The organism is Mesorhizobium sp. M8A.F.Ca.ET.208.01.1.1 (genome assembly GCF_004791315.1).
Taxonomy (GTDB): domain Bacteria; phylum Pseudomonadota; class Alphaproteobacteria; order Rhizobiales; family Rhizobiaceae; genus Mesorhizobium.
Window position 1 is genome coordinate 1,878,542 of the sequence record NZ_SRUT01000001.1, and the last position, 22,763, is coordinate 1,901,304.

Sequence of the window (22,763 nt, forward strand, 5' to 3'; positions counted from 1 at the left end):
GAAACAGTCACACTAAATCGGGGATGCCATGCTAGAAATCGGACCTGGCCGCCCCCGCGACCCCGACCGCATCAGAGACCGGCGATGCCGCCATGAATATCGCCCTCCCCGCCGAAGGCACCGACCTGTCGCCTTACCTGCCCGATGAGCACGGGCTGTTCTTCATCTACCACTTTACCGCCGAGGGCGCGCGCACCAGGGATGCCGCCGCCGCGCACTGGACATGGCGCAGCTACCAGCTTTCCGACATGCGCGCCCGCCACGAGATCGGCGCCGATAAGGCCTTGCCGGCGCCGGTCCGCGAAGCCTTCCTGGGCGCCAGTCATGGCTGCCATATCGACCTCGAGGATGACTGGCTCTACGGCGATCTGCCGGACCTGCGCCATGACTATTCGGCGGAAGCCGGCGGGCTTGGTCATTTCCGCTTCGCGCTCAACGACACGATGCTGGTCGGCGCCCGCAAGCAACCGCTGCAATCGGTCGACAACATCCGCAAGGCGATCGAGAACGGATCGCGCAAGTTCCGCTCGCCGGCCGAGCTGATGGAGGCTGTCGTCGGGCAGTCGTTCGACGGCATGGCGGCGGAACTGGCGTCACTCAGCGACAGTCTCGACGGCATCGAGGACCGTATCGTCTGCGACGCATGGCACAATGAGCGGCAGGCGCTGGTCGATGCGCGCCGGCACCTGGTGGTCATCCACCGGCAGATGGCGACGCTGACAAATCTGTTTCGCCACCTCGACCATTCGCACCGCAACGACCTGCCGGATTCGATCAACGACATGGCAGCGCGGCTTTCGCACCGCGCCCAGACGCTGCACTATGACGGCGAGCAGTTGCAGGCGCGCACGCGGTTGTTGCAGGACGAGCTGATGGCCAAGCTGACGACGCAGTCGAACCGGCTGCTCTATGTGCTCTCGGTGATGACGGCGGTGCTGTTGCCGATGACCATCATCTCGGGCCTGTTCGGCATGAATGTCGGCGGCCTGCCGCTGGTCAACACCCCATTGGGCTTCTGGGTGGTCACCGCCGTATCGCTGCTGATCGCGGGCGCGACCTATCTTTTCGTCAGGCGGCTCGGACAGATGTAGCCCGGCGCGCCGTCGCCAGCATGGACCAGGAATAGATCGCAAGCGCCGCCCAGATCAGGGTAAAGGCGATAGCCTGCGTTGTGCCGAACGGCTCGTCGAAGATCAGCACGGCAATCAGAAACACCATGGTCGGCGCTATGTATTGCATGATGCCGATGGTCGAGAGGCGCAGCAGCTTGGCGCCGAAGGCGAACAGCAGCAGCGGCACGGCGGTCACCGGCCCGCAGCCGATGAGCAGCGCGGTGTCGGTGCCATTGCCGGAGACGAAATGGTCCTGTCCGGTGGCGATCAGGAAGACGATGTAGCCCAGCGCCGGCACCGACAGCAAAAGCACTTCGAGCAGGAAACCCTGGCTGGGGCCGATCGGCAGCGTCTTGCGGAAGAAGCCGTAGGCGGCGAAGGAAAACGCCAACGCCAGCGACACCCAGGGCAGCTTGCCGCCATCGATCGTCAGTACGGCGACGGCAACCGCGGCAAGCGCCACCGCCGCGATCTGCAGCCGGTCGAGCCGTTCGCCAAGCAGCAGCGCGCCGACCACGACGTTGACCAGCGGGTTGATGTAATAGCCGAGGGCTGTCTCGACGGTGCGGTCGACGGCGATCGCCCAGACGTAAATGCCCCAGTTGACCGAAATCAACGCCGCCGTCAGCGCCGCCATGGCGATGGTACGGGGCGAGCGGATCGCCGCCTTGAAATCGGCCGTGCGGCCGGCCCAGACCAGGACCGCCGCGGCTATCGGCAGCGACCAGACGATGCGATGTGCAATGACCTCGGCAAGCGGGAGATGCGCCACCGCCTTCATGTAGAAGGGCAGCAACCCCCACAAGAGATAAGCACCCAGCGCCAGCAAGAAGCCGCGGCGGGCTTTTGAATCTGTATCGGAGGCAATTGCTTCAGCGGCCATGGCCTAACGCTATGGCCCAGTAACCTTGGCAAGACCATCGCAAAGTTCTGATGGATCAATGGACTTTCGCTGATGGTTCAACTTACTCCGCAGCCACCAGCCCCGCCATCTCGCGGTTCTTCATCAGCTTGTAGATGATTGAATCCATCAGCGCCTGGAACGATGCGTCAATAATGTTTTCGGAGACACCGACCGTCCACCAGCGGGCGCCGGTGCCGTCATGCGATTCGATGAGCACGCGGGTGATGGCCTCGGTGCCGCCATTGAGGATACGCACCTTGAAGTCGGCGAGTTCGAGATCGGCGATCTCGTTCTGGTATCTGCCGAGATCCTTGCGGAGCGCGATGTCGAGCGCGTTGACCGGGCCATGGCCCTCGGCCACCGACATCTTCTCCTCGCCCTCGACCAGCACCTTGACCACCGCTTCCGATACCGTCTTCAACTGTCCGTTGGCATCGAAGCGGCGCTCGATCATGCAGCGGAACGAGGTGACGTGGAAGAACTCGGGCAGGCCATGCAGCATTTTGCGCGCCAGGAGTTCGAAGGAGGCGTCGGCGCCCTCATAGGCATAGCCCGACGCCTCACGCTCCTTGACCACGGATATCAGGGCGTCGAGCCGGTGATCGTCCTTCGGCACATCGATGCCGCGCCGCTTCAACTCGGCGAGGAAATTGGCCTTGCCGCCCTGGTCGGAGACCATGACGCGGCGACGGTTGCCCACGGATTCCGGCGGCACGTGCTCATAAGTCGCTGGCTCCTTGGCAAGCGCGGAAGCATGAATGCCGGCCTTGGTGGCAAAGGCGGACGAGCCGACATAGGGGGCCTGCGCTTCCGGGGCACGGTTCAACAATTCGTCGAAGGCGCGGGACAGCCTTGAGATGCCGGTCAGCGATTCGGCTGAAATTCCAGTCTCGAAGCGGTCGGCGAAAGCCGGCTTCAGCGCCAGCGTCGGCACGATGGAGATCAGATTGGCGTTGCCGCAGCGCTCGCCAATGCCGTTCAGCGTGCCCTGGATCTGACGCACGCCGGCTTCGACGGCAGCAAGGGAATTGGCCACCGCCTGGCCGGTGTCGTCATGGGCGTGGATGCCGAGATGCTCGCCCGGGATGCCCGCCGCGATGACCTTTTCAACGATTGCCCGCACTTCCGAGGGCTGCGTGCCGCCATTGGTGTCGCAAAGCACCACCCAGCGCGCGCCGGCATCATAAGCTGTCTTCGCGCAGGCAAGCGCATAGTCCGGGTTGGCCTTGAAGCCGTCGAAGAAATGCTCGCAATCGACCATTGCTTCCTTGTCCGAAGCGACTGATGCCTCGACGGACACCTTTATGCTCTCGAGGTTCTCCTCGTTGGTGCAACCGAGCGCCACGCGAACATGGTAGTCCCAGCTCTTGGCGACGAAGCAGATGGCGTCCGATTTCGACTGGACGAGTGCCGCCAGTCCCGGATCGTTGGAGGCAGAGACCCCAGCCCGCTTGGTCATGCCGAAAGCGACGAATTTGGCGCGTGCCGTGCGCTTTTGCTGAAAGAAGGCGGTATCGGTCGGGTTGGCGCCGGGATAACCACCTTCGACATAGTCGAAGCCGAACTCGTCGAGCAGTTTGGCAATCGCGATCTTGTCCTCGACCGAAAAGTCGATGCCCGGCGTCTGCTGGCCATCGCGCAGTGTGGTGTCGAAGAGATAGAGGCGTTGTTTTGTCATGGCCATAGCTCGAAAAGTCGTAGCAGAGCGCAGTCAGGCACTGTCATTTACCTGCATATTTGTCCGTCGCGCGGATTAGCTGATCGAGGATGCCCGGCTCCGAATAGGCATGGCCAGCGCCCTCGATCAGATGAAAGTCCGCCTTGGGCCAGGCCTTGTGCAGCGCCCAGGCGTAGCGCGCCGGGCACGGCATGTCGTAGCGGCCATGGACGATGGTGCCCGGAATGTCCTTGAGCTTTCCGGCATCGCGCAGCAACTGCCCCTCCTCCAGCCACCCGGCGTGGACGAAATAGTGGTTCTCGATGCGGGCAAAGGCGACGGCGTAGTCGTCCTCGCCAAAGGGACCGCTGGTTTCAGGCTCCGGCAGCAGGGTGATCGTCTCGCCTTCCCAGAGGCTCCAGGCGCGGGCGGCCTCGATCCGCATCTCGCGGTCGGAGCCGACCAGCCGCTTGCGGTAGGCGCCCATCATGTCGCCGCGCTCGGCCTCGGGAATCGGCGCCAGGAAACGTTCCCACTTGTCGGGGAACATCTCTGAGACGCCGAACTGATAATACCATTCAAGCTCAGCGCGGGTCAGCGTATAGATGCCGCGCACCACCAGTTCGCTGACGCGATCAGGGTGTGTCTCGGCGTAGGCGAGCGCCAGTGTCGAGCCCCAGGAACCGCCGAACACGAGCCATCTATCGAAGCCGGCCATTTCGCGCAGGCGTTCGATGTCGGCAACGAGATGCCAGGTCGTGTTGGCCTCCAGCGAGGCATTCGGCGTCGACTTGCCGCAGCCGCGCTGATCGAACAGGATGACATCGTAAAGCTTGGGGTCGAACAGCCGCCGGTGTTTTGGCGAAATGGTGCCGCCCGGCCCGCCATGCAGGAACACCGCCGGCTTGGCGCCCTTGGTGCCCGACCGCTCCCAATAGACCTGATGGCCATCACCGACGTCGAGCATGCCCGAGTCGAACGGTTCGATTTCCGGATAGAGGGTGCGCAAGCTCATAGTTTCAGGCCCTGTTGCGGCCAATTGGCCGTTTCGTGATCGGGATGTTGGAAGGAGATGATCTGCTCCTGTCGCGCGTAATAGTCGGGATCCTGGTGGACGGGTTGCTCGAAGATCGTCTCCACCCAAGGCAGCCGTGCCGCATAGTTGACCTGGATCCGCGGCGCCAGATCGGAGCGGTCGTCGAAGGCGCCGATGGCGATCTCGAGCCCGCCGGGCTGCCGGTAGGTCAGCGGCGTGCCGCACCGGGCGCAGAAGCCGCGATCGATGTTGACCGACGACTGGAAATAGCTGGGCTCCTCACGGGTCCATTCGACACCATCCTTGGGCACCGTCACCAGCGCGCCGAAGAAGGAACCGAACTGTTTCTGGCACATCCGGCAATGGCAGATGGATGGGCGTCCCAGCGCGCCCTTGATGCGGAAGCGCACGGCGCCGCATTGGCAGCCGCCGGTTCGGACTGTCTCGGTCATGGTCTTTCCTCCGGCGGCCATTGGTCGGTGTCGTGGTCGGGATGCTGATAGGAGATGAGCTCGGCGAGATAGGGGGCCGAGCCCATATCCGCCATCGTGTCCTCGCCCGGCAATCGCGGAATGGAATCCACGTAGGGCAGTTTCGCCTCCGTGCCCCATTGGATGGTCGGCGCGATACCAGCCGGATCGTCGAAGGCGGCGATCGCCAGCGCCATGCCGTCGGGCGCCTCGAAGGTCAGCGGCGTGCCGCATTCGGCGCAGAAGCCACGCCAGGCCGCATTGGAGGACCGGAACCGCTTGGGCTCGCCGCGCGTCCAATCGACCTTGGCGCCGCGCACCGAGACCAGCGGCAGGTAGAAATTGCCGCTCGCCTTCTGGCACATGCGGCAGTGGCAGACCGAGGCGTCGCCAAGCGCGCCTTCGACGCGAAAGCGCACCGCGCCGCACTGGCAGCCGCCCGTATAGACCGGCCGATTGTCGAGGCTCATCGACTTTCACTCCGATCCATGGGCTCCCTCCGGATCATGGCAGACCGCCTCGACATTGTTGCCGTCGGGATCGAAGACGAAGGCGCCGTAGTAGTTGGGGTGATAGTGCGGGCGCAGGCCCGGCCCGCCATTGTCCTTGCCGCCGGCTGCAAGGGCGGCGGCATGGAAGGCGTCGACCTCGGCGCGGCTGCGCGCGGTGAAGGCGACGTGCTGGTGATCTCGGGGCTTTTCGCTGGCCGCGCTCAGCCAGAACACTGGCCGGTCGCGGCCATAACCGCCGACCTTGGCGCCACCGGTGTATTCCTGCGGCACCATGTAAAGCAGCGAGGCACCGAGCGGCGCCATCGCCTTGTCGTAGAAGGCTTTTGAATTGTCGAAATCAGACACGGTGATGCCGAGATGGTCGATCATGGAACGAGTTCCTCCGTTGTCGGTTCGCTCGCCGGCATTTCGGCATTGGCCAGCGCGGCCTCGATGACGATGTGCTGGCAGACATTGTCGATATCGCGGATCACGTCGTCGTTCCAGAAGCGCAGCAGCCTTGGCGGGCTGCCGGCACCTTGGACTGTCGAGATCAGCTCTCTACGGCCCGCCAACCTCTCCACTCCGGCCATAACAGCAACCACCCTCACCGCTTGATCTCCCACGTCGTCATGCGCTCGCCGGTGACCGGGTCCTTGCCGTCCTTCAGCTGCACTCCCTTGGCCAGCAGTTCATCGCGGATGCGGTCGGCCTCGGCCCAGTTCTTCGCGGCGATGAACTGCAGGCGCCTAGCGATGGCCTGAGCGATCGCGACCTCGTCGACTTTAGCCGCGCCGACGTCGAAACCGAGGAATGCGAGCGAGGTTTTCAAGGAAGCCGCAGCGCCATTTTCGCCAACGCCGCTGAATTCGGTCGCCTCGCCTGCAAGCTGGGTCAGTTGCTGGAAGGCCGCGTAGGTCGCGAGGTCATCCGACAGCGCCTCCACCACCTCCACCGGCAACCGACTTCCCGCGGCCGGCGCCAGATCCGCCGCGCGTTTCCATTTGCGCAGCGTGTTTTCCGCCTCCTCCAGCTTGCGCACGGAAAAGTCGATCGGTTCGCGATAATGCGTCATCAGCATCGCCAGCCGGAGCACGTCGCCCGGCCATTTGCGGCCACCAAAAGTGTCGGTCTCCAGCAATTCGTGGATCGAGTAGAAATTGCCGAGGCTCTTCGACATCTTCTGGCCCTCGACCTGCAGGAAGCCGTTGTGCATCCACACATTGGCCATGACCGACGTGCCGTGGGCGCAGCGCGACTGGGCGATCTCGTTCTCATGGTGCGGGAAGATCAGATCGAGGCCGCCGCCATGGATGTCGAAGACCTCGCCGAGATAGGCAGCCGACATGGCCGAGCATTCGATATGCCAGCCGGGCCGGCCCCTGCCCCACGGACTTTGCCAGCCCGGCTCTTCGGCCGAAGACAGTTTCCACAGCACGAAATCGCCGGGGTTTTTCTTGTGGGCGTCGACGGCGATGCGGGCGCCGGCCTGCTGCTCGTCGAGATTGCGTTTCGACAATTGCCCATAGTCCGGCATCGATGCAGTATCGAACAGAACTTCGCCCGCCGCGACATAGGCGTGGCCGCGCCCGATCAGGCTTAGAATCAAGGTGATCATGTCAGCCTTACCGTCGGCGCGGGGCTCGACGAATTCGGTGGCGCGCGGCTCGACCGTCGGCTCCAGGCAGCCAAGCGTGGCGACGTCCCTGTGGAACTGGTCGGCGGTTTTTTCGGTAACCCGCCGGATCGCTTCGTTAAGCGACAGTGTGCCGGCTGATATCTCGCCGCCGAAATCACGCAACGCGCGCGCGTTGATCTTGTCGTCGACGTCGGTGATGTTGCGCACATAGGTGACGTGCGTCTCGCCATAGAGATGGCGCAGCAGACGGAACAGCACGTCGAAGACGATGACCGGCCTGGCGTTGCCGATATGGGCGAAGTCGTAGACGGTCGGGCCGCAGACATACATGCGCACATTTCGCGGATCGATCGGCACGAAGTCCTCTTTCGCGCGCGTCAGCGTGTTGTAGAGGCGCAGGCCCTGCGATGCGTCAGACATTCCAAGCCTTCCCGGTTTCAGAACTTCTTGTCTGGATGGAGCCAGCCCCGCGCCGAGGCGCAAATCAGACTCCAGCCTGCTGGCCGGGGCGTTTGTCCAATCTGGGGAAGATGAGGCGAAAACGTCCGGACCAGCGCGAGGCTAGCCAATAATGCATATGCCACAAATGGCGAAAGACGTTTTCATGGGCGGCTTTATCGCCCCGACCAGTGTTGCCGTCAAGTCGCTGATCCCGGGAAAAACATCGCGAGGGCTGGCAAACGCATCGCCCGATCACACGGAATCACCCAATGAAACATTTTATTAAACATGTCGGCACAGTCATGAAACATTCGCCGGCTAGATCACCACGCGTCACGATTTGGTCGGATTCGGCGACCAAGTCGCATACACGAAAACGTTATCTGGGAAGAGAAACATGCCTCGAAGCAAGCAGGAAGCCAATCGCGCCAAGCAACCGGCGCTGGCCAACCACTATCGCGCGATCGGTCCGGCAGCCATCGTCGCCGCCCTTCTTCACACCGCCAAGAAGAAGAAGCCGGCGCAGAAGATCGTATCGCCCCGCGCCGCCTGAAGCGGCGCCCCGGCCGACACCGAGGGTGCGAACAAGCGCCCTGAACATAAAGACCCCGACTGGCTTCGCTAGAACAGCGTCATCTGACTGTCGTCCGCGCCGGGTTTCTGGCGCCTGACTTTCTCGGGTTCCGGCCCAACCTCGCCCCTCTCTTGAATCTCCGGTCCGGTGTTGGCGACCTTGTTGACAAGGCCGGAGACAGGGATCGCCTCGAAGAAATCGGGCTGTGCCGGCCGCAGCAGATGGGCGACATCGCGCGGTTCGAGCGTGCGGCAATCCAGCCAGCGGGCAAAGTCGGAGACATCGATCACCACCGGCATGCGGTCATGGATATGGGCGATGTCGGCGTTGGCGTTGACGGTCAGGATGGCGCCGGTGTCCATCTCCGAGCCGCCCGGCTCGGCATAGGTTTCGATCAGGCCGGCAAAGGCGACCAATCCGCCCTGCCGCGGCCGGATCCAATAGGGTTGCCCCTTCCTGCCTCCGGTCTGCCGCCACTCGTAAAAGCCGGATGCCGGCACCAGCGCACGGCGATGGCGCATGGCGGCCTTGAACGAGGCCTTTTCGACTGCGCCTTCCGAGCGCGCGTTGAACAGCAGCGGAAACTCCCTGGTGTCCTTGACCCAGGCAGGAAGGAGCCCCCAGCGCACCAGCATCGGCTGCCGATCCGGCAGGTTGGAACCTGCAGCCCGCGGCACGCCAGCAGTCGCCATCAGGACCGGCTGCGTCGGCGCGATGTTGTAGCGGGCCGGGAAATCCTCGAGCTCGGCAAGGCCCAGGAAGGCGGCGGTCCGGTCCGGCGTGGCGGTCAAGGCAAAACGTCCGCACATGATGGAGCCTTTCGAATGGTTCGGCTCCGAAAGTGGCTATGGAACCGGTGTTGCGCAACCGGTAATGCTTCCTCTTACCGGGCGGTCCACAACAGACCGGCCCGCGAATGAGCCTGATCATGAACGAAGCACGAAAGACACTTCCCGCCGTCTCGGTCGCCGTCGTGCGGGGGGACAGCATACTCCTCGTGAAACGGGCAAGGCCGCCTTCGCAAGGGCTCTACGCCTTTCCCGGCGGCAAGGTCGAAGGCGACGAGACGCTGGAGGATGCGGCACGGCGTGAACTGGTGGAAGAGACCGGCTTGCGCGCCACCGGCTTGCGGCCTCTTCGGGAAATCCACATCGACGGCAGGGACGACAGCCACCCAGTCGACTATCTGCTCACGGTCTTCGGCGCCGCCTATGCCGGTGGCGAGGCCGTGGCCAGTGACGACGCCGAGACAGCGGCCTTCTATACACTCAAGGAGATGACCCTGCTGCCGCTTGTCGGCTCGGTATTCGCGGTCGCAGAGGAACTCCTCGGTCCCCTTCAGACCCACTGAGGCGGCACTGAAAATCGCCTTGCAGGCGACAAATTGTTTCGTCACAAGGCTTATGTTGTCTCGCCAGCCATGACGGCCTAAGCCGTTCGACAGACGATAACGGCCTAAGCCGTCGGTCAGAGAAGATTTATGAACCGTCCGTCAATACTTCTCGCCATTTGCCTTGCTGTCAGCGCGGCTGTCCCGGCGCGGCCTGCCTTCAGTGCCGAGTCGCCGTTCGAGCCGGGGCTGATGCGGCTGGCGGAAGTTCTGGGGTCACTGCATTTCCTGCGCAATCTGTGCGGGGAGAAAGGCGACCAGTGGCGGGACGAGATGGAAAAACTGCTCGATTCGGAAAACCCTGACCCGGAACGCCGCGCCCGCTTCATCGCCAGCTTCAACCGCGGCTATCGTTCCTTCGGCGGCACCTACACCCAGTGCACCGCTTCGGCCACTGAAGCCATCAGCCGTTATATGAAGGAAGGTGAGACGCTGTCGCGCGACATCGCCTCGCGTTATGGCAACTGAGCATCCATCAACAGATATCAGGCCCGTCGCGACCGATGATCGCCATATCCGGCTTGTGCCTGTCTAAGTCTTGGTGCAATCCTGATGTTGCACTTCTGCAACAGCGTTAATCAAACGTTACCACGCGAATGCGGAATTAACTCAAACTGAAGGTTTTCGCCCCGCAGGCCGGCCTAATCGGCTAAGTTTGATCCGGGTTGAAACGCAGCTTCGCCAAACACAGTCGGCCCCTGTAACAGACGATCTAAAAAATGTCGTATTTACAGATACTTACTTGGAGCTGCCTATGAATGGAACAGATCAAGCCTGATCCACACTGATGGGTTGCCGCTTGAAAGGGTGGACATCGCTTATGGAACATGCTGCCAACGACATCGACGCGCTGGTCAGGGAAGAGAAGCGCCTGACGGCGGTTGAGAGCCACAGCGAAGCCTGGGCGGAAGGTCTTTCGGCCGGCATCGAGCCCGAGATCATTGCCGAGGCGGCACTCGAAACGGCATTCGGCGAAATGCTGCGCGCCAATGGCGAGACCTCGGCCCTTGCCCTGCTGGACCGTATGCGTGAAAAAGTGATTGCTGGCGCCTTCGAACCCGAGCGGCTGCGGCACTGAACCGATATCAGGTTCTTTGACGATTGGATGCCGATCGGGCACCATGCCCGGAGCAGGGAGATACGGGCAGTGAATTTTCCGATGTCAGGCAGGCCGAAGGGCCTTGTCCTCTACATCCGCCTCGCTGCTTGCTGTGGCGCGATTGCCTTGGCGACGTGCCTGGCCAGCAGCCCTGCCTATGCACTGAGCGAGATCAAAAACGAAGAACTCCCCTCGCCGGTCACACCGTCGACGGATGGCGATAGTTCAACGCCCGGAAGCACAGTTCCGATGCCTGACCCGGTGGGGACATCGCCTTCGAGCAGCCAACCGGCCGCTCCCGACGCCGCGGAGCCTGACACTCCATCGGATGGCGGCAGCAACAGGCCGCGTGTCGATCCCGAGGCGCCCCTGCCGGAAGTCGTCTACGACCTCGGCAAGCTGCCCGAGCCGGTGCGGCAGCATGACCTGATCATCGAAGCCTGCAAGAGCGGCGACATCGAGAAGCTCAGGCCCTTGATCGGCAAGGGCGACAGCATGACCCAACTGTCGCTTGCCGATATCGATGGCGACGCCATCGCCTTCCTCAAAGGGCTGTCGGGCGACCCTGACGGCCAGGAGATCCTGGCTATTCTGGAGGAGGTGCTCTCCGCCGGCTACGTCCGTGTCGATGCGGGCACGCCACAGGAACTCTATGTCTGGCCGTATTTCTTCGCGCTGCCGCTCGACAAACTCGACGCCAAGCAGCGAGTCGAGCTGTTCAAGATCGTCACGGCCGGCGATTTCGACGACATGAAACAGTTCGGCGCCTACATCTTCTATCGCGTCGGCATCACACCCGCCGGACGATGGACCTTCTTCGTGGCCGGCGATTGAAGCCATCGCCTGCCTGGTTGCGCCAGGATGCAAGCATCGTAGACGATGTTGCTATTTGAGCGGGCTGGCAGGTTCTTCGCTGATGTCAGCATCAGGCCAAATGCGAATGCTCTCATTTCGAAGAGCCGAAATGGCGCCGCAAGCCATGTCAGCCTCCATCTGTAGGATCTCGGCTGCGTAATTCAATTCTTCCGCATCCCGAAGCTTGTTAACCACCCAAACAACCTTGCGCTGGATATCCTGTCCATATGCAGCCTGGGCCTTGGCTACAGCGTCGCTCGGGATCTCCCGGTAGGCGCTGATCAACATCCCCAGATCAATAGCATCGCGATAGCCGACAGCACGGTCTTGGCATCGATCGGCATTCGCCAATAACTTCTCGGCGAACATGTCCGAGGGGGTCAAAGAAGGTACATTTAGATCGTCGTCGAAACGACCTTGCAATGGGATGCGGGCTTCACGAACGATTTCAAACTTGATCAATTGCCCCCTCAACTTTACCACGGTCCTCAGGCCATACTGATCAATCCGAAAATCCCGCACAGCTTCGACTGGTTCAGGAAAGAATGCCCTTACACCGCGTTCGACTGCTGACATTCGCAATTGGCGATAGCCGTCGACGTCCGCGCACAGAAAATCGACGTCCAACGACCGCCTATACTCGCCCAATTTCAACACAATCGCCGTCCCGCCACCGAACCAGCATTGGGCTGCGGTCAGGAAATCGCGGTCCATAAGCGCGAGGGCTTCAGCGATAATCCTGTGTTCCGGCTTTCTGAATTCCTTCATGGCTTCCGCTCGCGAAATGTCCGGTTTTGAGGTTGCAAATGCGAGGCGAAAACCAGCACAGGAGGACAATTCAGCCGGCAGTCAGAAGGATACCGTGACCGAATTCGCTGGCGAGATTCTGGATAAGCAATTTCTCGCGCGTCGTAAGCCGTGTCTGATCGACAAAGCGCCAATTGCGCTCGTACAACGCAAATGCTTCGTTGGCCGGGATCAGTCGCGCGGCATCGCGATTCCACAAGAGCGCTTGCAGCTCTGGAAACTCGGCGGGGTCAATCATAGGCGCGCTATGTGCCTGCATAATGCCTTGAACATATAGTGTGGAACGCTTAAAAAACAAAGACGTGACGCACAGCCACTGGTTGCCTAACCAGGCAGCGCCTCGGAGAACTCCACCGCCCTGCCCTGGCCTGGCGTGGCGATTTCGCCTTCCCACATGACGCGCTGACCGCGGATGACGGTGCCGACCGGCCAGCCGGTCACCTGCTTGCCGTCATAGGGTGTCCAGCCGGCTTTCGAGCCGGCCTGCGCGTTGGTGATGGTCTCGCGCCGCTTCATGTCGACGATGGTGAAGTCGGCGTCGTAGCCGGCGGCGATGCGGCCTTTCCGGGCCATGCCGAAGATGCGCTGCGGGCCATGGCTGGAGAGATCGACAAAGCGCTGCAGGGTCAGCCGGCCGGCATTGATGTGGTCGAGCATGATCGGCACCAGCGTCTGCACGCCGGTCATGCCCGAGGGCGAAGCCGGATAGGATTTTGCCTTCTCGGCCAATGTGTGCGGCGCGTGGTCGGAGCCGAGCACGTCGACAATGCCCTGCGCAATGCCATGCCAGACGCCGTCGCGATGGCGCTTGTCGCGCACCGGCGGGTTCATCTGGATCAGCGTGCCGAGGCGCGCATAGTCGTCGGCGCTCAGCGTCAGATGGTGCGGTGTGGCCTCGCAGGTCGCGACATCCTTGTGTTGTTCGAGGAACAGTATTTCCTCGGCGGTCGAGATGTGCAGGACGTGGATGCGGGCGCGGACGTCGCGCGCGATGCGGACCAGCCTTTCGGTGCAGCGCAAGGCGGCGATCTCGTCACGCCAGACCGGATGCGATGACGGGTCGCCCTCGATGCGCTCGCCCAGGCGCTCGCGCAGGCGGAACTCGTCCTCCGAATGAAAAGCGGCGCGGCGGCGGGTGTTTCGCAGGATCGAGGCGACACCTTCATCGTCCTCGACCAGCAGGTCGCCGGTGGACGAGCCCATGAAGACCTTTATTCCAGCGGCCCCCGGCAAACGTTCGAGGTCGCCGACGTCCCTGGCGTTGTCGCGGGTACCGCCAACCCAGAAAGCAAAATCGCAATGCATGCGGCCGCTGCCGCACCGGACCTTGTCGGCAAGCGTTGCCTCGCTGGTGGTCAGCGGGTTGGTGTTGGGCATTTCGAACACGGCGGTGACACCGCCCAGCACCGCCGCGCGCGAACCCGTTTCCAGGTCTTCCTTGTGCTCCAGTCCCGGCTCGCGGAAATGCACCTGGCTGTCGACGACGCCCGGCAGGATATGCAGGCCCCGGCAGTCGATCGTCTCGCCAGCCGAGGCCTGGCGCAGATTGCCGATCGCGGCGATGCGCCCGCCCGTCACGCCGACGTCGCGCAGCCCCTCGCCGTCATGATTGACCACTGTGCCGCCTGTCAGGATGAGGTCGTAGGTCATGGTGATGCTCTCTTGCGGGGGGAGTGTCAGCGGCTTACGTAATGGCCAACCGTTTTGCAAGATCAGGCTTTTATCCGCCCCATGCCCTTTGCCCTGCTGAAAGACCGCGCGCTCATCATCGTCTCCGGCCCGGATGCCGAACACTTTCTGCAAAACATCCTGACCACCGATCTCGATGCGCTTGGCAATGGTGAGGCCAAGCCGGGCGCGCTGTTGACGCCGCAAGGCAAGATCCTGTTCGACTTCCTGATCTCGCGGGCCGGCGAAAACGCCTTCCGCATCGAATGCCGTGCCGACGTTTCAGACGATTTCATTCGCCGGCTGATGCTCTACAAGCTTCGCGCCAAAGTCGAGATTGCCAAGTCGGAACAAACGCTTGTCACCGTCGCGTGGGGAAAGGAATCAATCGCCTCAGAAAGTGATTCAACCGCGGTCGCCGACAGGCGCTTTGGCGACGAAGGCGTCACGCGCTTCTATGCCGGCACCGCGGATACCGGCGACATCGCCGCGTGGCAGGCCTTTCGCATCGCCCACGGCATTGCCGAGAGCGGACCCGACTATGCACTCGGCGATGCGTTCCCGCATGACGTGCTGCTCGACGAGATGGGCGGTGTCGGCTTCAAGAAGGGCTGCTATGTCGGCCAGGAGGTGGTCTCGCGCATGCAGCATCGGGGCACGGCCAGGCGGCGCGTGCTGATTGTCGAGGCCGGGCTTCCCCTGCCCCCCGTCGGCACCGAACTGACTGTCGAGGGGCGGTCGGTTGGCACGCTCGGCTCAAGTGCCGGCACATCAGGGCTCGCCATTGCCCGCATAGACAGGGTCAAGGCGGCGTTGGACGTTGGCCAACCGATTCTGGCGGCCGATGCGCCGGTGACGCTCACCATTCCTGCCTGGGCCAAATTCAGTTTCCCGCAGGAAGCCGCCGGCACGGAGGAAACCTGATGGCGGCGGACCGCGCCGGCGCGCCACCACGCGCCTGGCAGCGCATGCTGTCAGGCCGCAGGCTCGACCTGCTCGACCCCTCGCCGCTCGACATCGAGATCTCGGACATTGCGCATGGGCTTGCCCGCGTTGCCCGCTGGAATGGCCAGACCCGCGGCGAGCATGCCTTTTCGGTCGCCCAGCATTCACTGCTGGTCGAGGCGCTGTTCAACGAACTGGTGCCCCAGGCTTCGGCCGACGACCAGTTGGCGGCGCTGCTGCACGACGCGCCCGAATATGTCATCGGCGACATGATCTCGCCATTCAAGTCGGTGATGGGCGGCAGCTACAAGGATTGCGAATTGCGCCTGCAGCGCGCCATCCATCTGCGTTTCTCGCTGCCTCCCGAACCGGCCGCGGTACTCCGCAAAGAGATCAAGCGCGCCGACCAGATCGCCGCCTATTTCGAGGCAACGCTGCTCGCCGGCTTTTCGAGCGCCGAGGCAACCGAGTTCTTCGGCCGCCCGCGCGGTCTTTCCGCGGAGCGCTTCGACTTCGCGCCACGCTCGGTGACCTCGGCGCAGAATGCCTTCCTGAAGCGGTTTTCGGCGATCGAGACGTCAAGACATCACGTTGCGACATCCGCGCTAGGGTAGAAAACGCTAAATTAACCGGAAGCGTCAACAGTGTGGTGTTCGATCAAGCACCGCAGGGGCGCCTCATGCCCGTCGTGGATGTCAAGGATGGTTCGGTCGTCCCGGAACGGGCGGCCGGAGGCGTGGAACACTCTCGCCGCATGCAAGATGAGCTGCGCGAGCAGAACGAACGCTTTTCAGCCGCTGTCGAAAACATGTCGCATGGACTGTGCATGTTCGACGCCGATGAACGCATGATCATCTGCAACCGCAACTACATCGACATCTTCCACCTCGACGCCAAGGTGATGCGGCCGGGCATCCGCTTCATCGACATCCTGCGGCATAGCGTCGACCTCGGCGTCGCCTCGCAAAGCGCCGACGAGCTCTACGCCATCCGCAAGCCCTATATCGACCAGGCGAAACCTTCGGCCTACGAAGAAGTCCTGGCGGACGGCCGCATCATCCTTATCTCGCACCGGCCGCTGGCTTCGGGCGGCTGGGTCTCGATCTACGAGGACATCACCGAACAGCGGCGCGCCGAGCAGGATCTCAAGGAGCAGCATCGCCGCTTCGACGCCGCGCTCGCCAACATGTCGCAAGGCCTGCTGATGTACGACGCCGACGGCAAGATGATCGTGCGCAACGGGCGTTTTCTGGAACTGTACAATGTCACGGCGGCCGACTTCCCGCTTGGAACGACGCACCGCGACGCCCTCGAACGATTGCTGGAACTCGGCATCTACACGAAGATCGACGTCGACAGCGAAGTCGCCAAGACCGAAGCCTGCCGGCGGGCGGGAAAAATGCATTCGACGTATCGCCATCTCGCCGACGGCAGGACGATTCTGGTCGTGCGCCAGCCGATGAGTGGCGGCGGTTGGGTGGCGACGTTCGACGACGTCACGGAACGCCGTTTGGCCGAAGAGCGCATGATCCATCTTGCGCATCACGACACGCTGACTGGGCTGCCCAACCGATCGATGTTTCGCGAACGGCTCGACCATGCGCTGGAGGATGTGGCCGCTACGCCGCTCGCGATCTTCTCGCTCGACCTCGACCGTTTCAAGGCTGTGAACGACACCTGGGGACACCCTGCCGGTGACTGGCTGTTGAAAAGAGTGGCCGAAAGACTGCAGCGTTGCCTGCGCGACGATGCGGACATGATCGCCCGTTTCGGCGGCGATGAGTTCGTCGTCATCCAATCCAACTCCGTGGGCATTGCCGATGCCGAGAAATTGGCGAAGCGCATCGTCGAGGCAATCGCAAAACCATTTCGCGACAAGAGCCGCGAGATGCATGTCGGCGTCAGCCTGGGCATCGCCGTTTTCCCCGCCGATGGCCGTGACGCCGACACGCTGCTGAAGAACGCCGACACGGCGCTCTATCGGGCGAAGAGCGAAGGGCGAAACCTCTATCGCTTCTTCGAACCTGGAATGGACGCAGCCGTGCAGGCCCGGCGGGCGCTTGAAGTCGACCTGGAGACCGCGCTGCCGCGCCAGGAGTTCGATCTCGATTTCCAGCCCATCATGAACATCGCCTCGGGCGAGATCATCGGCGCGGAGGCCCTGATGCGCTGGCATTCGCCGGCGCGCGGCAAGGTGGCGCCGGACGACTTCATTCCCGTCGCCGAAGAGACAGGGCTGATCGTGCCGCTTGGCGAGTGGGCGCTGAGGAAAGCCTGCGCGACGGCTGCAAGCTGGCCGCCGGGTTTGCGCATTGCGGTCAATGTCTCGGCGGTGCAGCTCAAAAGCAGCGGGTTTGCCCGCGCCGTCATCTCGGCGCTGGCTTTTTCCGGCGTCCCGGCCGGACAGCTGGAACTGGAAATCACCGAAACCGTACTAATGGACGAGAGCAAGGCCGTGCTGAAAACGCTGCGCCAGTTGCGTGAGCTCGGTATCCGCATCGCGCTGGACGATTTCGGCACCGGCTATTCCTCGCTCGGCTACCTCAGGCGTTTTCCGGTCGACAAGATCAAGATCGACCGATCATTCATTCGCGACATGGGCAATCGCGACACGGCGGCGATCGTTCGCTCTATCATCGGTCTCGGCACCGAACTTGGCATCGTCGTCACCGCCGAGGGCGTCGAAACCGAGAGGCAACTCGACATGCTGCGCGACAACGGTTGTGTCGAGGCGCAAGGCTATCTGATCGGCGTGCCGTCGAAGGCGGCTGACATCCAGCGTCTGTTGAAAGCGCGTGCGCCGCGCAGCCAGACCGGCTGACGCATCGGCGCAAGGTCAGCGCAGCGTCTCCAGGTATTTCTCGTGGAAGCTGACATAGCCGGGCTCGACCACCTTCAGGTGCCGCTCGATCAGCGCGTGAAACCGCGGCAATTGGTGAAACGGCACGCCGGGATAGGCATGATGCTCGGCATGGAACGGCATGTTCCAGGCCAGCTTGCGCACCGCCCAATTGGTCAGCGTCGTCCTGGTGTTTTCCAGCATGTTCGCGACGAACGGGCAGCGGCCGTGCTCGGCCAGCAGATAAAGCCGCAGGAATGGCTGTCCGAGCAGAGCCGGCAAGATCCAGACATAGAACAGCACCGTTGCCTCGAACCAGATGGCAAGCGCCAGGACCACGACATAGAACCCGATCATCGCACGTGCCTCGGCGCGCACTTTGGGCAGGCCCTTTAGCGGCACATAGCTATCGTGGCAGTCCCCACGCGCATTGGTGTACAGCGTCTTGAAATGCCCCCACCACACCGGCAGGCCCGAGACGTGGACAATGTATTGCCGCAAGGTCTCCGGCTTCGGGAGGGCAAGCTCGGGATCGTTTTCCGGATCCTGCGTGTACCGGTGGTGAGCGAAGTGGAAGTAGCGGAACCAGTCGGCGGGCAGCCCGATGGCCAGGCTGCACAGCCGCGCCACGCCGTCATTCAGCCGCTGCGTATTGAAAGCCGTGCGGTGAACCGACTCGTGCAGCAGCGTGAACAGGAACACGATCAGGATGCCTTGCGGCAGCATCAGCAATGGCCAGAACGGCACCTCGGCCGCGATCAGCGATCCAATGATGACAATCGCACCCAAGTGAGCGCCGAGCTGGAACAGGCCCGCGACATCGGATTTGGCCGTCAGGCGATTGCGCTCTTCTGTCGTCAGTGACGCGATGATGTCGCGATGGTCCATCGGCCTCGATCCAGGCTGGAGATTGATGAAGACCATTCTAGTCGGCGAAAAAGCTTTCCAAAAACGACGATTCCTGCGATTTGGATAAGCTAAGCTTATCTATCTGGCGATCATGGTCACATCCCCATCCCTGAAAGGGCTCCAGGCTTTCGAAGCCGCCGCACGTACGGGCAGCTTTGCCGCGGCGGCGGAAGAACTTTCGGTCTCGGCTGCCGCCGTCAGCCAGCTTATCCGCACCTTGGAGGAGCAGATGGGCCGCAAGCTGTTTCAGCGGATCAACCGGCGCGTTGTCCTCACCGAGGCGGGCGTGGAAATGTTGCCGCGGCTGACCGTGGCTTTCCAGGAGATCGGCAGCGTCTCGCGCGAACTGGGCGGCGATGCATTCCGCCCGCGTCTGGTCGTATCGGTGCCGCCATCCATGGCCATGGGCTGGCTTTCGCAGCGTCTGGCCGGCTTCGTCGCAAGCCATGGCGCCGCCGACATATCGGTGCGGGGCGATGACGACCCGGTGCCGTTCGACCGCGAACTGATCGACATCAGGCTCTCCTACGGTCCGCACTATCGCGAACATCCGACCGAGGATATTGCCAGGGACGCGGTCTATCCGGTCTGCGCGCCAAAGCTTGCCGGCATGATCAAGGCAGGCGGCGAGCCGCTCGCCGGGCTGCCGCTGATCCACACGGATTGGGGACCGACCGGCGCTTCGTTTCCGTCCTGGCGCAACTGGTTCGAGGCGACGAATGCCCAATCTGGCCGGGCATTGCGGCGCGGCCTGTCGGCCAATTCGTCGCGCGCGGCCCTCGACCTCGCGATTTCGGGGTTGGGCGTGGCGCTGGCGCAAGGGATTTACTGTGCCGAGGCGGTGGAGGACGGCAGGCTGGTGCGGCCCGCCGCGAGCGCAATCGCCCTGCGACAGCCCTACTGCCTGACTGTCCCGGAGCGAAGCGCAAGGCGCGATGTCGTGGCCGCGTTCCGCGCTTGGCTGATCGATGAATGCCGGCGCGCCGTGGACTCCCCGGCGCTGCGCTGACCCAGGAGGGCGATGGCTAGAGGTGCCCGCTCAAGGCCACCACCATGTCCTTGTTGGTCGCCACGGGCACGATCTCGAACTCGACCAGATCAGCCCATTCGATGACCCATCGCTGCAGGAGCGTGACATCATCGGCCTCCACCAGCAGGAAACAGCGGCTCATATCGGCCGCGATCCAGCTATGATGCACGACAAGCTCCTCCGGCTTCAGGCGGCCCCGGTCGCGGAACCGGCGATAGATTTCCTTGCGGTCGCAGCCGGTGAAATCCTCGATGACGATGAACAGCATCTCTTCCCTCGGTTGATTACCGCCCCGGCCTGTCCAGCCGCTCCAGGAACCACTGCGTCAACCGCACCCAGACTTCGTCCTTCTCGCCGGAATCCTCCCAGCCATGGTCGAGGTTGGGGTTGTCGTTGACCTCGATGACGAAGACGCCGTCCTTGGTCTCCTTGAGGTCGACACCGTAGAGGCCGTCGCCGATGCAGCGCGCCGCCTTCACCGCCGTCTCGACGACATGAGACGGCGTCTCCTTCAGCGTGAAGGTCTTGATGCCGCCCTGGTCGGGCTTGCCATTGGCCTTGTGGTTGACGATCTGCCAATGCTTCTTGGCCATCAGATAGTGCACGGCAAACAGCGGCTGGCCGCCGAGCACGCCGACGCGCCAGTCATATTCGGTCGGGATGAATTTCTGCGCGATCAAAAGATCGGAATCCTCGAGCCATTCGGTGGCAAGCGTCTTCAGCTCCTCGAAATTGGCGCATTTCTTGACACCGCGCGAGAACGACGAATCCGGGATCTTCAACACCAGGGGAAAACCCAGCGTCTGCGCCGCGAGTTCGAGATCAGAGGCGCCGGCGATCATCACCGTGGGCGGCACCGGCACTTTGTTGTAGGCCATCAGTTCGTTGAGATAGACCTTGTTGGTGCAGCGGATCATCGACAGCGGGTCGTCGATGACAGGCATGCCTTCCTGCTGGGCGCGGCGGGCGAAACGATAGGTGTGATTGGAAATCGAGGTGGTCTCGCGGATGAACAGCGCGTCGTAATTCGCGAGCTTGGCGAGATCCTTCCTGGTGATGGGCTCGATTTCGACCCCCATCTTTTCGGCGATCTTGGCCCAGTAGCGCAGCGAGGAGATTTCCGACGGCGGCAATTCCTCATGCGGATCGACCAGGGTGGCGAAGGTGTAGCGCGCCGGCGTCCGGCCCTTGGTGTCGCGCCACTCTCGGTTGGTGTAGGTCTCCAGGCACTGGATGAAGCTTTTTTCCTCGTCCTCGGTCATCCGCGCCAGCGGGTGGAAGCCGATCTTGCGGATCGAGGCCCATTCGGCGCTGTCCTTGATGTGGACTTCGAGCGCCGGCGCCCGGAACCAGTCGAACAACAGCTTGGCAAAACGGTCCCAGACCTTGGACGGGCCGATGCCGAAGAAGATACAGACCTTCGCCGGAAATACGCCGCCGAGGTCCTTGCGGCATTTGTTGAGCGCCAGTTCCAGTTCCGGCAAGGCGTGCTCGTAGAGCTTGCGCTCCGACAGGTCGATCATCGTCTCGACGGTCGGGATGACCTTGTGGCCGCGCGAACTCGCCAGCAGCGACGCGTAATAGCCGCGGCTCTGGTAGCCGTAATTGTTCGACAGGTTGATGACCTTCGGCCGCTGGCCGCGGAACAGCGAGGGATGGGCAAGATAGTCGCGATTGGTGATGATCTTGTGCGGTGTCGCCACCTGGTCGAGATCGCTTTGCCTGCCGGTAAGAATGACCCAGGTCATTATCTCTTTCCCAAAGTGATGGCGGCACGCAGTCCGTCGCGGCCGAACTGCGCCATGTTCATGAAGATGCCGTAAGGCACGGGAATGTTGGCGGCATCAAGGATGGTTTCCTGCCTTTCATCCTCGACCCACGGATCGTGGATCAGAATATGGTCGCCATCATCGCCGATGGCCAGCACCCAATGCGGCACCTTCTTGCCGAACATCAGGAAGCCGCTGATCAGCACCAGCACGAGTTTGCCCCCGGCAAGAGCCGCCCTGATATCGTCGATGGTGAACGGACGGTAATTCACCGGGATACCGTAAAGTTCCGCTCGGCGGCGAAAGTCGACCTGGGCCAATTCCATGATCCGGCGCTTGTCCTCGCTACGCACCGATTGCAGGAACAACGCGCCGTAGAAGGAAACAAAGATTTCCGCCGCGAGCCCGCTTTCATACCCCGAGACAGCCAGACCGAATGGTTCGCAGCCGCCCGGCCCGGACATCATGAAGACGGTCGTCGCCTCGCGCCAGAGTCGGATTTCCATCACCGGGTCGGGTACGAAGCCACGATCGAAATTGGCCATGGCCATCATCAGGCAGCATGGACCGCAGGTGAACTCGCAGGTCTGCTGATAGAATGGCACCCTGGTGGCGACCGGAAGGTCGCCGCGCAGGGTCTTTTCATAGCGCAGCGCCGTCGCGCCGTCCTCGTAGTAACCCAGCTCCCGGCCAATCTTGCGGTATCCGCCCTGCTCGTAGATGCGGATGGCACGGCCATTGTCTTCGCGCACTTCGAGACGCAGCATCATGCGGCCGTGTTCGAAGGCTGCCTCTTCGGCCGCGGACAGCAATTGGCGGCCTATGCCGAGCCCGCCGAAAAACGGTCCGACGGCTATGGAATAGAGCCGTGCCACGCCGCTGCCCTTGCGAAAAAGCACGATCGCGTAACCGCCGACGCGCCCATCGATTTCGGCGACCAGCGTCTCGGCGGTCTCGCGCTCGATGAACTGGCGGAAGGAGCGGCGGGAAATGCGGTCGCTCGAGAACACAGCTTTCTCGATGGCGGCGAGGTCATCGACGTCAGACGCGCGGGCCGTGCGGATCTCGGCAGGCATGCGGCTTGAGAAAACCTCGATTGCGTTGCGGAAACGGCCCCAGTCAAAGCGT

26 protein-coding genes are annotated in these 22,763 nt (G+C 62.6%); 10 read left to right on the forward strand and 16 right to left on the reverse strand.

Translation table 11 applies throughout. From position 1 onward, the window contains the following. Positions 1-92: 92 nt before the first annotated feature. Complete coding sequence (locus EN851_RS09660) at positions 93-1,091, forward strand: transporter (RefSeq protein WP_135929067.1); 999 nt, start codon at positions 93-95, stop codon at positions 1,089-1,091. On the opposite strand, the gene rarD is transcribed toward EN851_RS09660, so the two are convergent. The 8 genes from rarD to cysS form a co-directional block, all read right to left on the reverse strand. Next, a complete protein-coding gene (gene rarD / locus EN851_RS09665; RefSeq protein ID WP_135929068.1) occupies positions 1,069-1,995 on the reverse strand; it encodes an EamA family transporter RarD in 927 nt (308 codons plus the stop codon). The two genes, EN851_RS09660 and rarD, sit on opposite strands and share 23 nt — an antisense overlap. A gap of 82 nt (positions 1,996-2,077) precedes the next feature. Beyond that, a complete protein-coding gene (cimA, locus tag EN851_RS09670; RefSeq protein WP_189521797.1) occupies positions 2,078-3,700 on the reverse strand; it encodes a citramalate synthase in 1,623 nt (540 codons plus the stop codon). 37 nt (positions 3,701-3,737) lie between these two features. Continuing rightward, on the reverse strand, positions 3,738-4,688 hold the full coding sequence (pip, locus tag EN851_RS09675; protein WP_135929069.1) for a prolyl aminopeptidase: 951 nt from the start codon (positions 4,686-4,688) through the stop codon (positions 3,738-3,740). Beyond that, positions 4,685-5,161: a GFA family protein gene (locus EN851_RS09680; protein WP_127280640.1), complete on the reverse strand. Its 477-nt coding sequence runs from the start codon at positions 5,159-5,161 to the stop codon at positions 4,685-4,687. Before EN851_RS09680 ends, pip begins: the two co-directional genes overlap by 4 nt. Continuing rightward, positions 5,158-5,649, reverse strand: a complete 492-nt coding sequence (locus EN851_RS09685; RefSeq protein WP_127871402.1) for a GFA family protein — start codon at positions 5,647-5,649, stop codon at positions 5,158-5,160. The genes EN851_RS09680 and EN851_RS09685 overlap by 4 nt, the downstream gene beginning before the upstream one ends. Before the next feature lie 6 nt (positions 5,650-5,655). Next, positions 5,656-6,060, reverse strand: coding sequence for a VOC family protein (locus EN851_RS09690; RefSeq protein ID WP_127280638.1), 405 nt, complete (start codon positions 6,058-6,060; stop codon positions 5,656-5,658). Continuing rightward, positions 6,057-6,245, reverse strand: coding sequence for a hypothetical protein (locus EN851_RS09695; RefSeq protein ID WP_127280637.1), 189 nt, complete (start codon positions 6,243-6,245; stop codon positions 6,057-6,059). The genes EN851_RS09690 and EN851_RS09695 overlap by 4 nt, the downstream gene beginning before the upstream one ends. Positions 6,246-6,277: 32 nt before the next feature. Beyond that, entirely contained in the window at positions 6,278-7,729 is a 1,452-nt protein-coding gene (gene cysS / locus EN851_RS09700; RefSeq protein WP_135929070.1) for a cysteine--tRNA ligase, read from the reverse strand. A gap of 418 nt (positions 7,730-8,147) precedes the next feature. Between cysS and EN851_RS09705 the strand changes: the two genes are divergently transcribed. Further along, positions 8,148-8,303, forward strand: coding sequence for a hypothetical protein (locus EN851_RS09705; protein ID WP_015318552.1), 156 nt, complete (start codon positions 8,148-8,150; stop codon positions 8,301-8,303). A 68-nt stretch (positions 8,304-8,371) separates the two neighbouring features. Here EN851_RS09705 and EN851_RS09710 read toward each other — a convergent pair whose 3' ends face one another. Then, positions 8,372-9,133, reverse strand: a complete 762-nt coding sequence (locus EN851_RS09710; protein ID WP_135929071.1) for an SOS response-associated peptidase — start codon at positions 9,131-9,133, stop codon at positions 8,372-8,374. A 119-nt stretch (positions 9,134-9,252) separates the two neighbouring features. Between EN851_RS09710 and EN851_RS09715 the strand changes: the two genes are divergently transcribed. From EN851_RS09715 to EN851_RS09730, 4 genes are all read left to right on the forward strand, one after another. Beyond that, positions 9,253-9,675 carry an NUDIX hydrolase gene (locus EN851_RS09715; RefSeq protein WP_127278314.1) on the forward strand — a complete coding sequence of 141 codons (423 nt, stop codon included), beginning with the start codon at positions 9,253-9,255 and terminating at the stop codon, positions 9,673-9,675. A 129-nt stretch (positions 9,676-9,804) separates the two neighbouring features. Then, complete coding sequence (locus EN851_RS09720) at positions 9,805-10,182, forward strand: TIGR02301 family protein (RefSeq protein ID WP_127278315.1); 378 nt, start codon at positions 9,805-9,807, stop codon at positions 10,180-10,182. A gap of 352 nt (positions 10,183-10,534) precedes the next feature. Further along, entirely contained in the window at positions 10,535-10,792 is a 258-nt protein-coding gene (locus EN851_RS09725; RefSeq protein WP_015318556.1) for a hypothetical protein, read from the forward strand. Positions 10,793-10,861: 69 nt separating this feature from the next. Next, positions 10,862-11,647, forward strand: a complete 786-nt coding sequence (locus tag EN851_RS09730; protein ID WP_189521798.1) for a hypothetical protein — start codon at positions 10,862-10,864, stop codon at positions 11,645-11,647. A gap of 51 nt (positions 11,648-11,698) precedes the next feature. Here the strand turns inward: EN851_RS09730 and EN851_RS09735 are convergent, their stop codons facing one another. The 3 genes from EN851_RS09735 to EN851_RS09745 form a co-directional block, all read right to left on the reverse strand. After that, positions 11,699-12,436, reverse strand: coding sequence for a nucleotidyl transferase AbiEii/AbiGii toxin family protein (locus EN851_RS09735; RefSeq protein ID WP_127278317.1), 738 nt, complete (start codon positions 12,434-12,436; stop codon positions 11,699-11,701). A gap of 70 nt (positions 12,437-12,506) precedes the next feature. Further along, the gene (locus EN851_RS09740) at positions 12,507-12,713 is read right to left on the reverse strand and encodes a hypothetical protein (protein WP_245511629.1); all 207 of its coding nucleotides are present in this window, start codon (positions 12,711-12,713) and stop codon (positions 12,507-12,509) included. A gap of 86 nt (positions 12,714-12,799) precedes the next feature. Further along, complete coding sequence (locus EN851_RS09745) at positions 12,800-14,131, reverse strand: dihydroorotase (RefSeq protein ID WP_189521827.1); 1,332 nt, start codon at positions 14,129-14,131, stop codon at positions 12,800-12,802. A 75-nt stretch (positions 14,132-14,206) separates the two neighbouring features. Between EN851_RS09745 and EN851_RS09750 the strand changes: the two genes are divergently transcribed. The 3 genes from EN851_RS09750 to EN851_RS09760 all read left to right on the forward strand — a co-directional run bounded on the left by EN851_RS09750 (position 14,207) and on the right by EN851_RS09760 (position 17,909). After that, a complete protein-coding gene (locus EN851_RS09750) occupies positions 14,207-15,067 on the forward strand; it encodes a folate-binding protein YgfZ (protein ID WP_127871393.1) in 861 nt (286 codons plus the stop codon). Then, positions 15,067-15,702: an HD family hydrolase gene (locus EN851_RS09755; protein ID WP_135929073.1), complete on the forward strand. Its 636-nt coding sequence runs from the start codon at positions 15,067-15,069 to the stop codon at positions 15,700-15,702. The genes EN851_RS09750 and EN851_RS09755 overlap by 1 nt, the downstream gene beginning before the upstream one ends. A gap of 65 nt (positions 15,703-15,767) precedes the next feature. Then, entirely contained in the window at positions 15,768-17,909 is a 2,142-nt protein-coding gene (locus EN851_RS09760; protein WP_135929074.1) for an EAL domain-containing protein, read from the forward strand. 15 nt (positions 17,910-17,924) lie between these two features. On the opposite strand, the gene EN851_RS09765 is transcribed toward EN851_RS09760, so the two are convergent. Then, positions 17,925-18,815, reverse strand: coding sequence for a fatty acid desaturase family protein (locus tag EN851_RS09765; RefSeq protein ID WP_135929075.1), 891 nt, complete (start codon positions 18,813-18,815; stop codon positions 17,925-17,927). A 112-nt stretch (positions 18,816-18,927) separates the two neighbouring features. Here EN851_RS09765 and EN851_RS09770 point away from each other — a divergent pair, with 112 nt between their 5' ends. Further along, the gene (locus tag EN851_RS09770; protein ID WP_135863744.1) at positions 18,928-19,845 is read left to right on the forward strand and encodes a LysR substrate-binding domain-containing protein; all 918 of its coding nucleotides are present in this window, start codon (positions 18,928-18,930) and stop codon (positions 19,843-19,845) included. Positions 19,846-19,861: 16 nt separating this feature from the next. On the opposite strand, the gene EN851_RS09775 is transcribed toward EN851_RS09770, so the two are convergent. The 3 genes from EN851_RS09775 to EN851_RS09785 are packed head-to-tail and all read right to left on the reverse strand — an operon-like array spanning position 19,862 to position 22,711. Beyond that, positions 19,862-20,134, reverse strand: a complete 273-nt coding sequence (locus tag EN851_RS09775) for a DUF3303 family protein (protein WP_127871388.1) — start codon at positions 20,132-20,134, stop codon at positions 19,862-19,864. Positions 20,135-20,150: 16 nt separating this feature from the next. Continuing rightward, entirely contained in the window at positions 20,151-21,614 is a 1,464-nt protein-coding gene (locus EN851_RS09780) for a RimK family protein (protein ID WP_127280355.1), read from the reverse strand. Beyond that, positions 21,614-22,711: a peptidase C39 family protein gene (locus EN851_RS09785; protein ID WP_135929076.1), complete on the reverse strand. Its 1,098-nt coding sequence runs from the start codon at positions 22,709-22,711 to the stop codon at positions 21,614-21,616. Before EN851_RS09785 ends, EN851_RS09780 begins: the two co-directional genes overlap by 1 nt. Positions 22,712-22,763: the final 52 nt, after the last annotated feature.

Bases quoted from the DNA above. Each gene is read 5' to 3' on its own strand.
- EN851_RS09660 (WP_135929067.1), top strand. From the start codon at position 93: ATGAATATCGCCCTCCCCGCCGAAGGCACCGACCTGTCGCCTTACCTG.
- rarD (WP_135929068.1), bottom strand. From the start codon at position 1,995: ATGGCCGCTGAAGCAATTGCCTCCGATACAGATTCAAAAGCCCGCCGC.
- cimA (WP_189521797.1), bottom strand. From the start codon at position 3,700: ATGGCCATGACAAAACAACGCCTCTATCTCTTCGACACCACACTGCGC.
- pip (WP_135929069.1), bottom strand. From the start codon at position 4,688: ATGAGCTTGCGCACCCTCTATCCGGAAATCGAACCGTTCGACTCGGGC.
- EN851_RS09680 (WP_127280640.1), bottom strand. From the start codon at position 5,161: ATGACCGAGACAGTCCGAACCGGCGGCTGCCAATGCGGCGCCGTGCGC.
- EN851_RS09685 (WP_127871402.1), bottom strand. From the start codon at position 5,649: ATGAGCCTCGACAATCGGCCGGTCTATACGGGCGGCTGCCAGTGCGGC.
- EN851_RS09690 (WP_127280638.1), bottom strand. From the start codon at position 6,060: ATGATCGACCATCTCGGCATCACCGTGTCTGATTTCGACAATTCAAAA.
- cysS (WP_135929070.1), bottom strand. From the start codon at position 7,729: ATGTCTGACGCATCGCAGGGCCTGCGCCTCTACAACACGCTGACGCGC.
- EN851_RS09705 (WP_015318552.1), top strand. From the start codon at position 8,148: ATGCCTCGAAGCAAGCAGGAAGCCAATCGCGCCAAGCAACCGGCGCTG.
- EN851_RS09710 (WP_135929071.1), bottom strand. From the start codon at position 9,133: ATGTGCGGACGTTTTGCCTTGACCGCCACGCCGGACCGGACCGCCGCC.
- EN851_RS09715 (WP_127278314.1), top strand. From the start codon at position 9,253: ATGAACGAAGCACGAAAGACACTTCCCGCCGTCTCGGTCGCCGTCGTG.
- EN851_RS09720 (WP_127278315.1), top strand. From the start codon at position 9,805: ATGAACCGTCCGTCAATACTTCTCGCCATTTGCCTTGCTGTCAGCGCG.
- EN851_RS09725 (WP_015318556.1), top strand. From the start codon at position 10,535: ATGGAACATGCTGCCAACGACATCGACGCGCTGGTCAGGGAAGAGAAG.
- EN851_RS09735 (WP_127278317.1), bottom strand. From the start codon at position 12,436: ATGAAGGAATTCAGAAAGCCGGAACACAGGATTATCGCTGAAGCCCTC.
- EN851_RS09740 (WP_245511629.1), bottom strand. From the start codon at position 12,713: ATGATTGACCCCGCCGAGTTTCCAGAGCTGCAAGCGCTCTTGTGGAAT.
- EN851_RS09750 (WP_127871393.1), top strand. From the start codon at position 14,207: ATGCCCTTTGCCCTGCTGAAAGACCGCGCGCTCATCATCGTCTCCGGC.
- EN851_RS09755 (WP_135929073.1), top strand. From the start codon at position 15,067: ATGGCGGCGGACCGCGCCGGCGCGCCACCACGCGCCTGGCAGCGCATG.
- EN851_RS09760 (WP_135929074.1), top strand. From the start codon at position 15,768: ATGCCCGTCGTGGATGTCAAGGATGGTTCGGTCGTCCCGGAACGGGCG.
- EN851_RS09765 (WP_135929075.1), bottom strand. From the start codon at position 18,815: ATGGACCATCGCGACATCATCGCGTCACTGACGACAGAAGAGCGCAAT.
- EN851_RS09770 (WP_135863744.1), top strand. From the start codon at position 18,928: ATGGTCACATCCCCATCCCTGAAAGGGCTCCAGGCTTTCGAAGCCGCC.
- EN851_RS09775 (WP_127871388.1), bottom strand. From the start codon at position 20,134: ATGCTGTTCATCGTCATCGAGGATTTCACCGGCTGCGACCGCAAGGAA.
- EN851_RS09780 (WP_127280355.1), bottom strand. From the start codon at position 21,614: ATGACCTGGGTCATTCTTACCGGCAGGCAAAGCGATCTCGACCAGGTG.
- EN851_RS09785 (WP_135929076.1), bottom strand. From the start codon at position 22,711: ATGCCTGCCGAGATCCGCACGGCCCGCGCGTCTGACGTCGATGACCTC.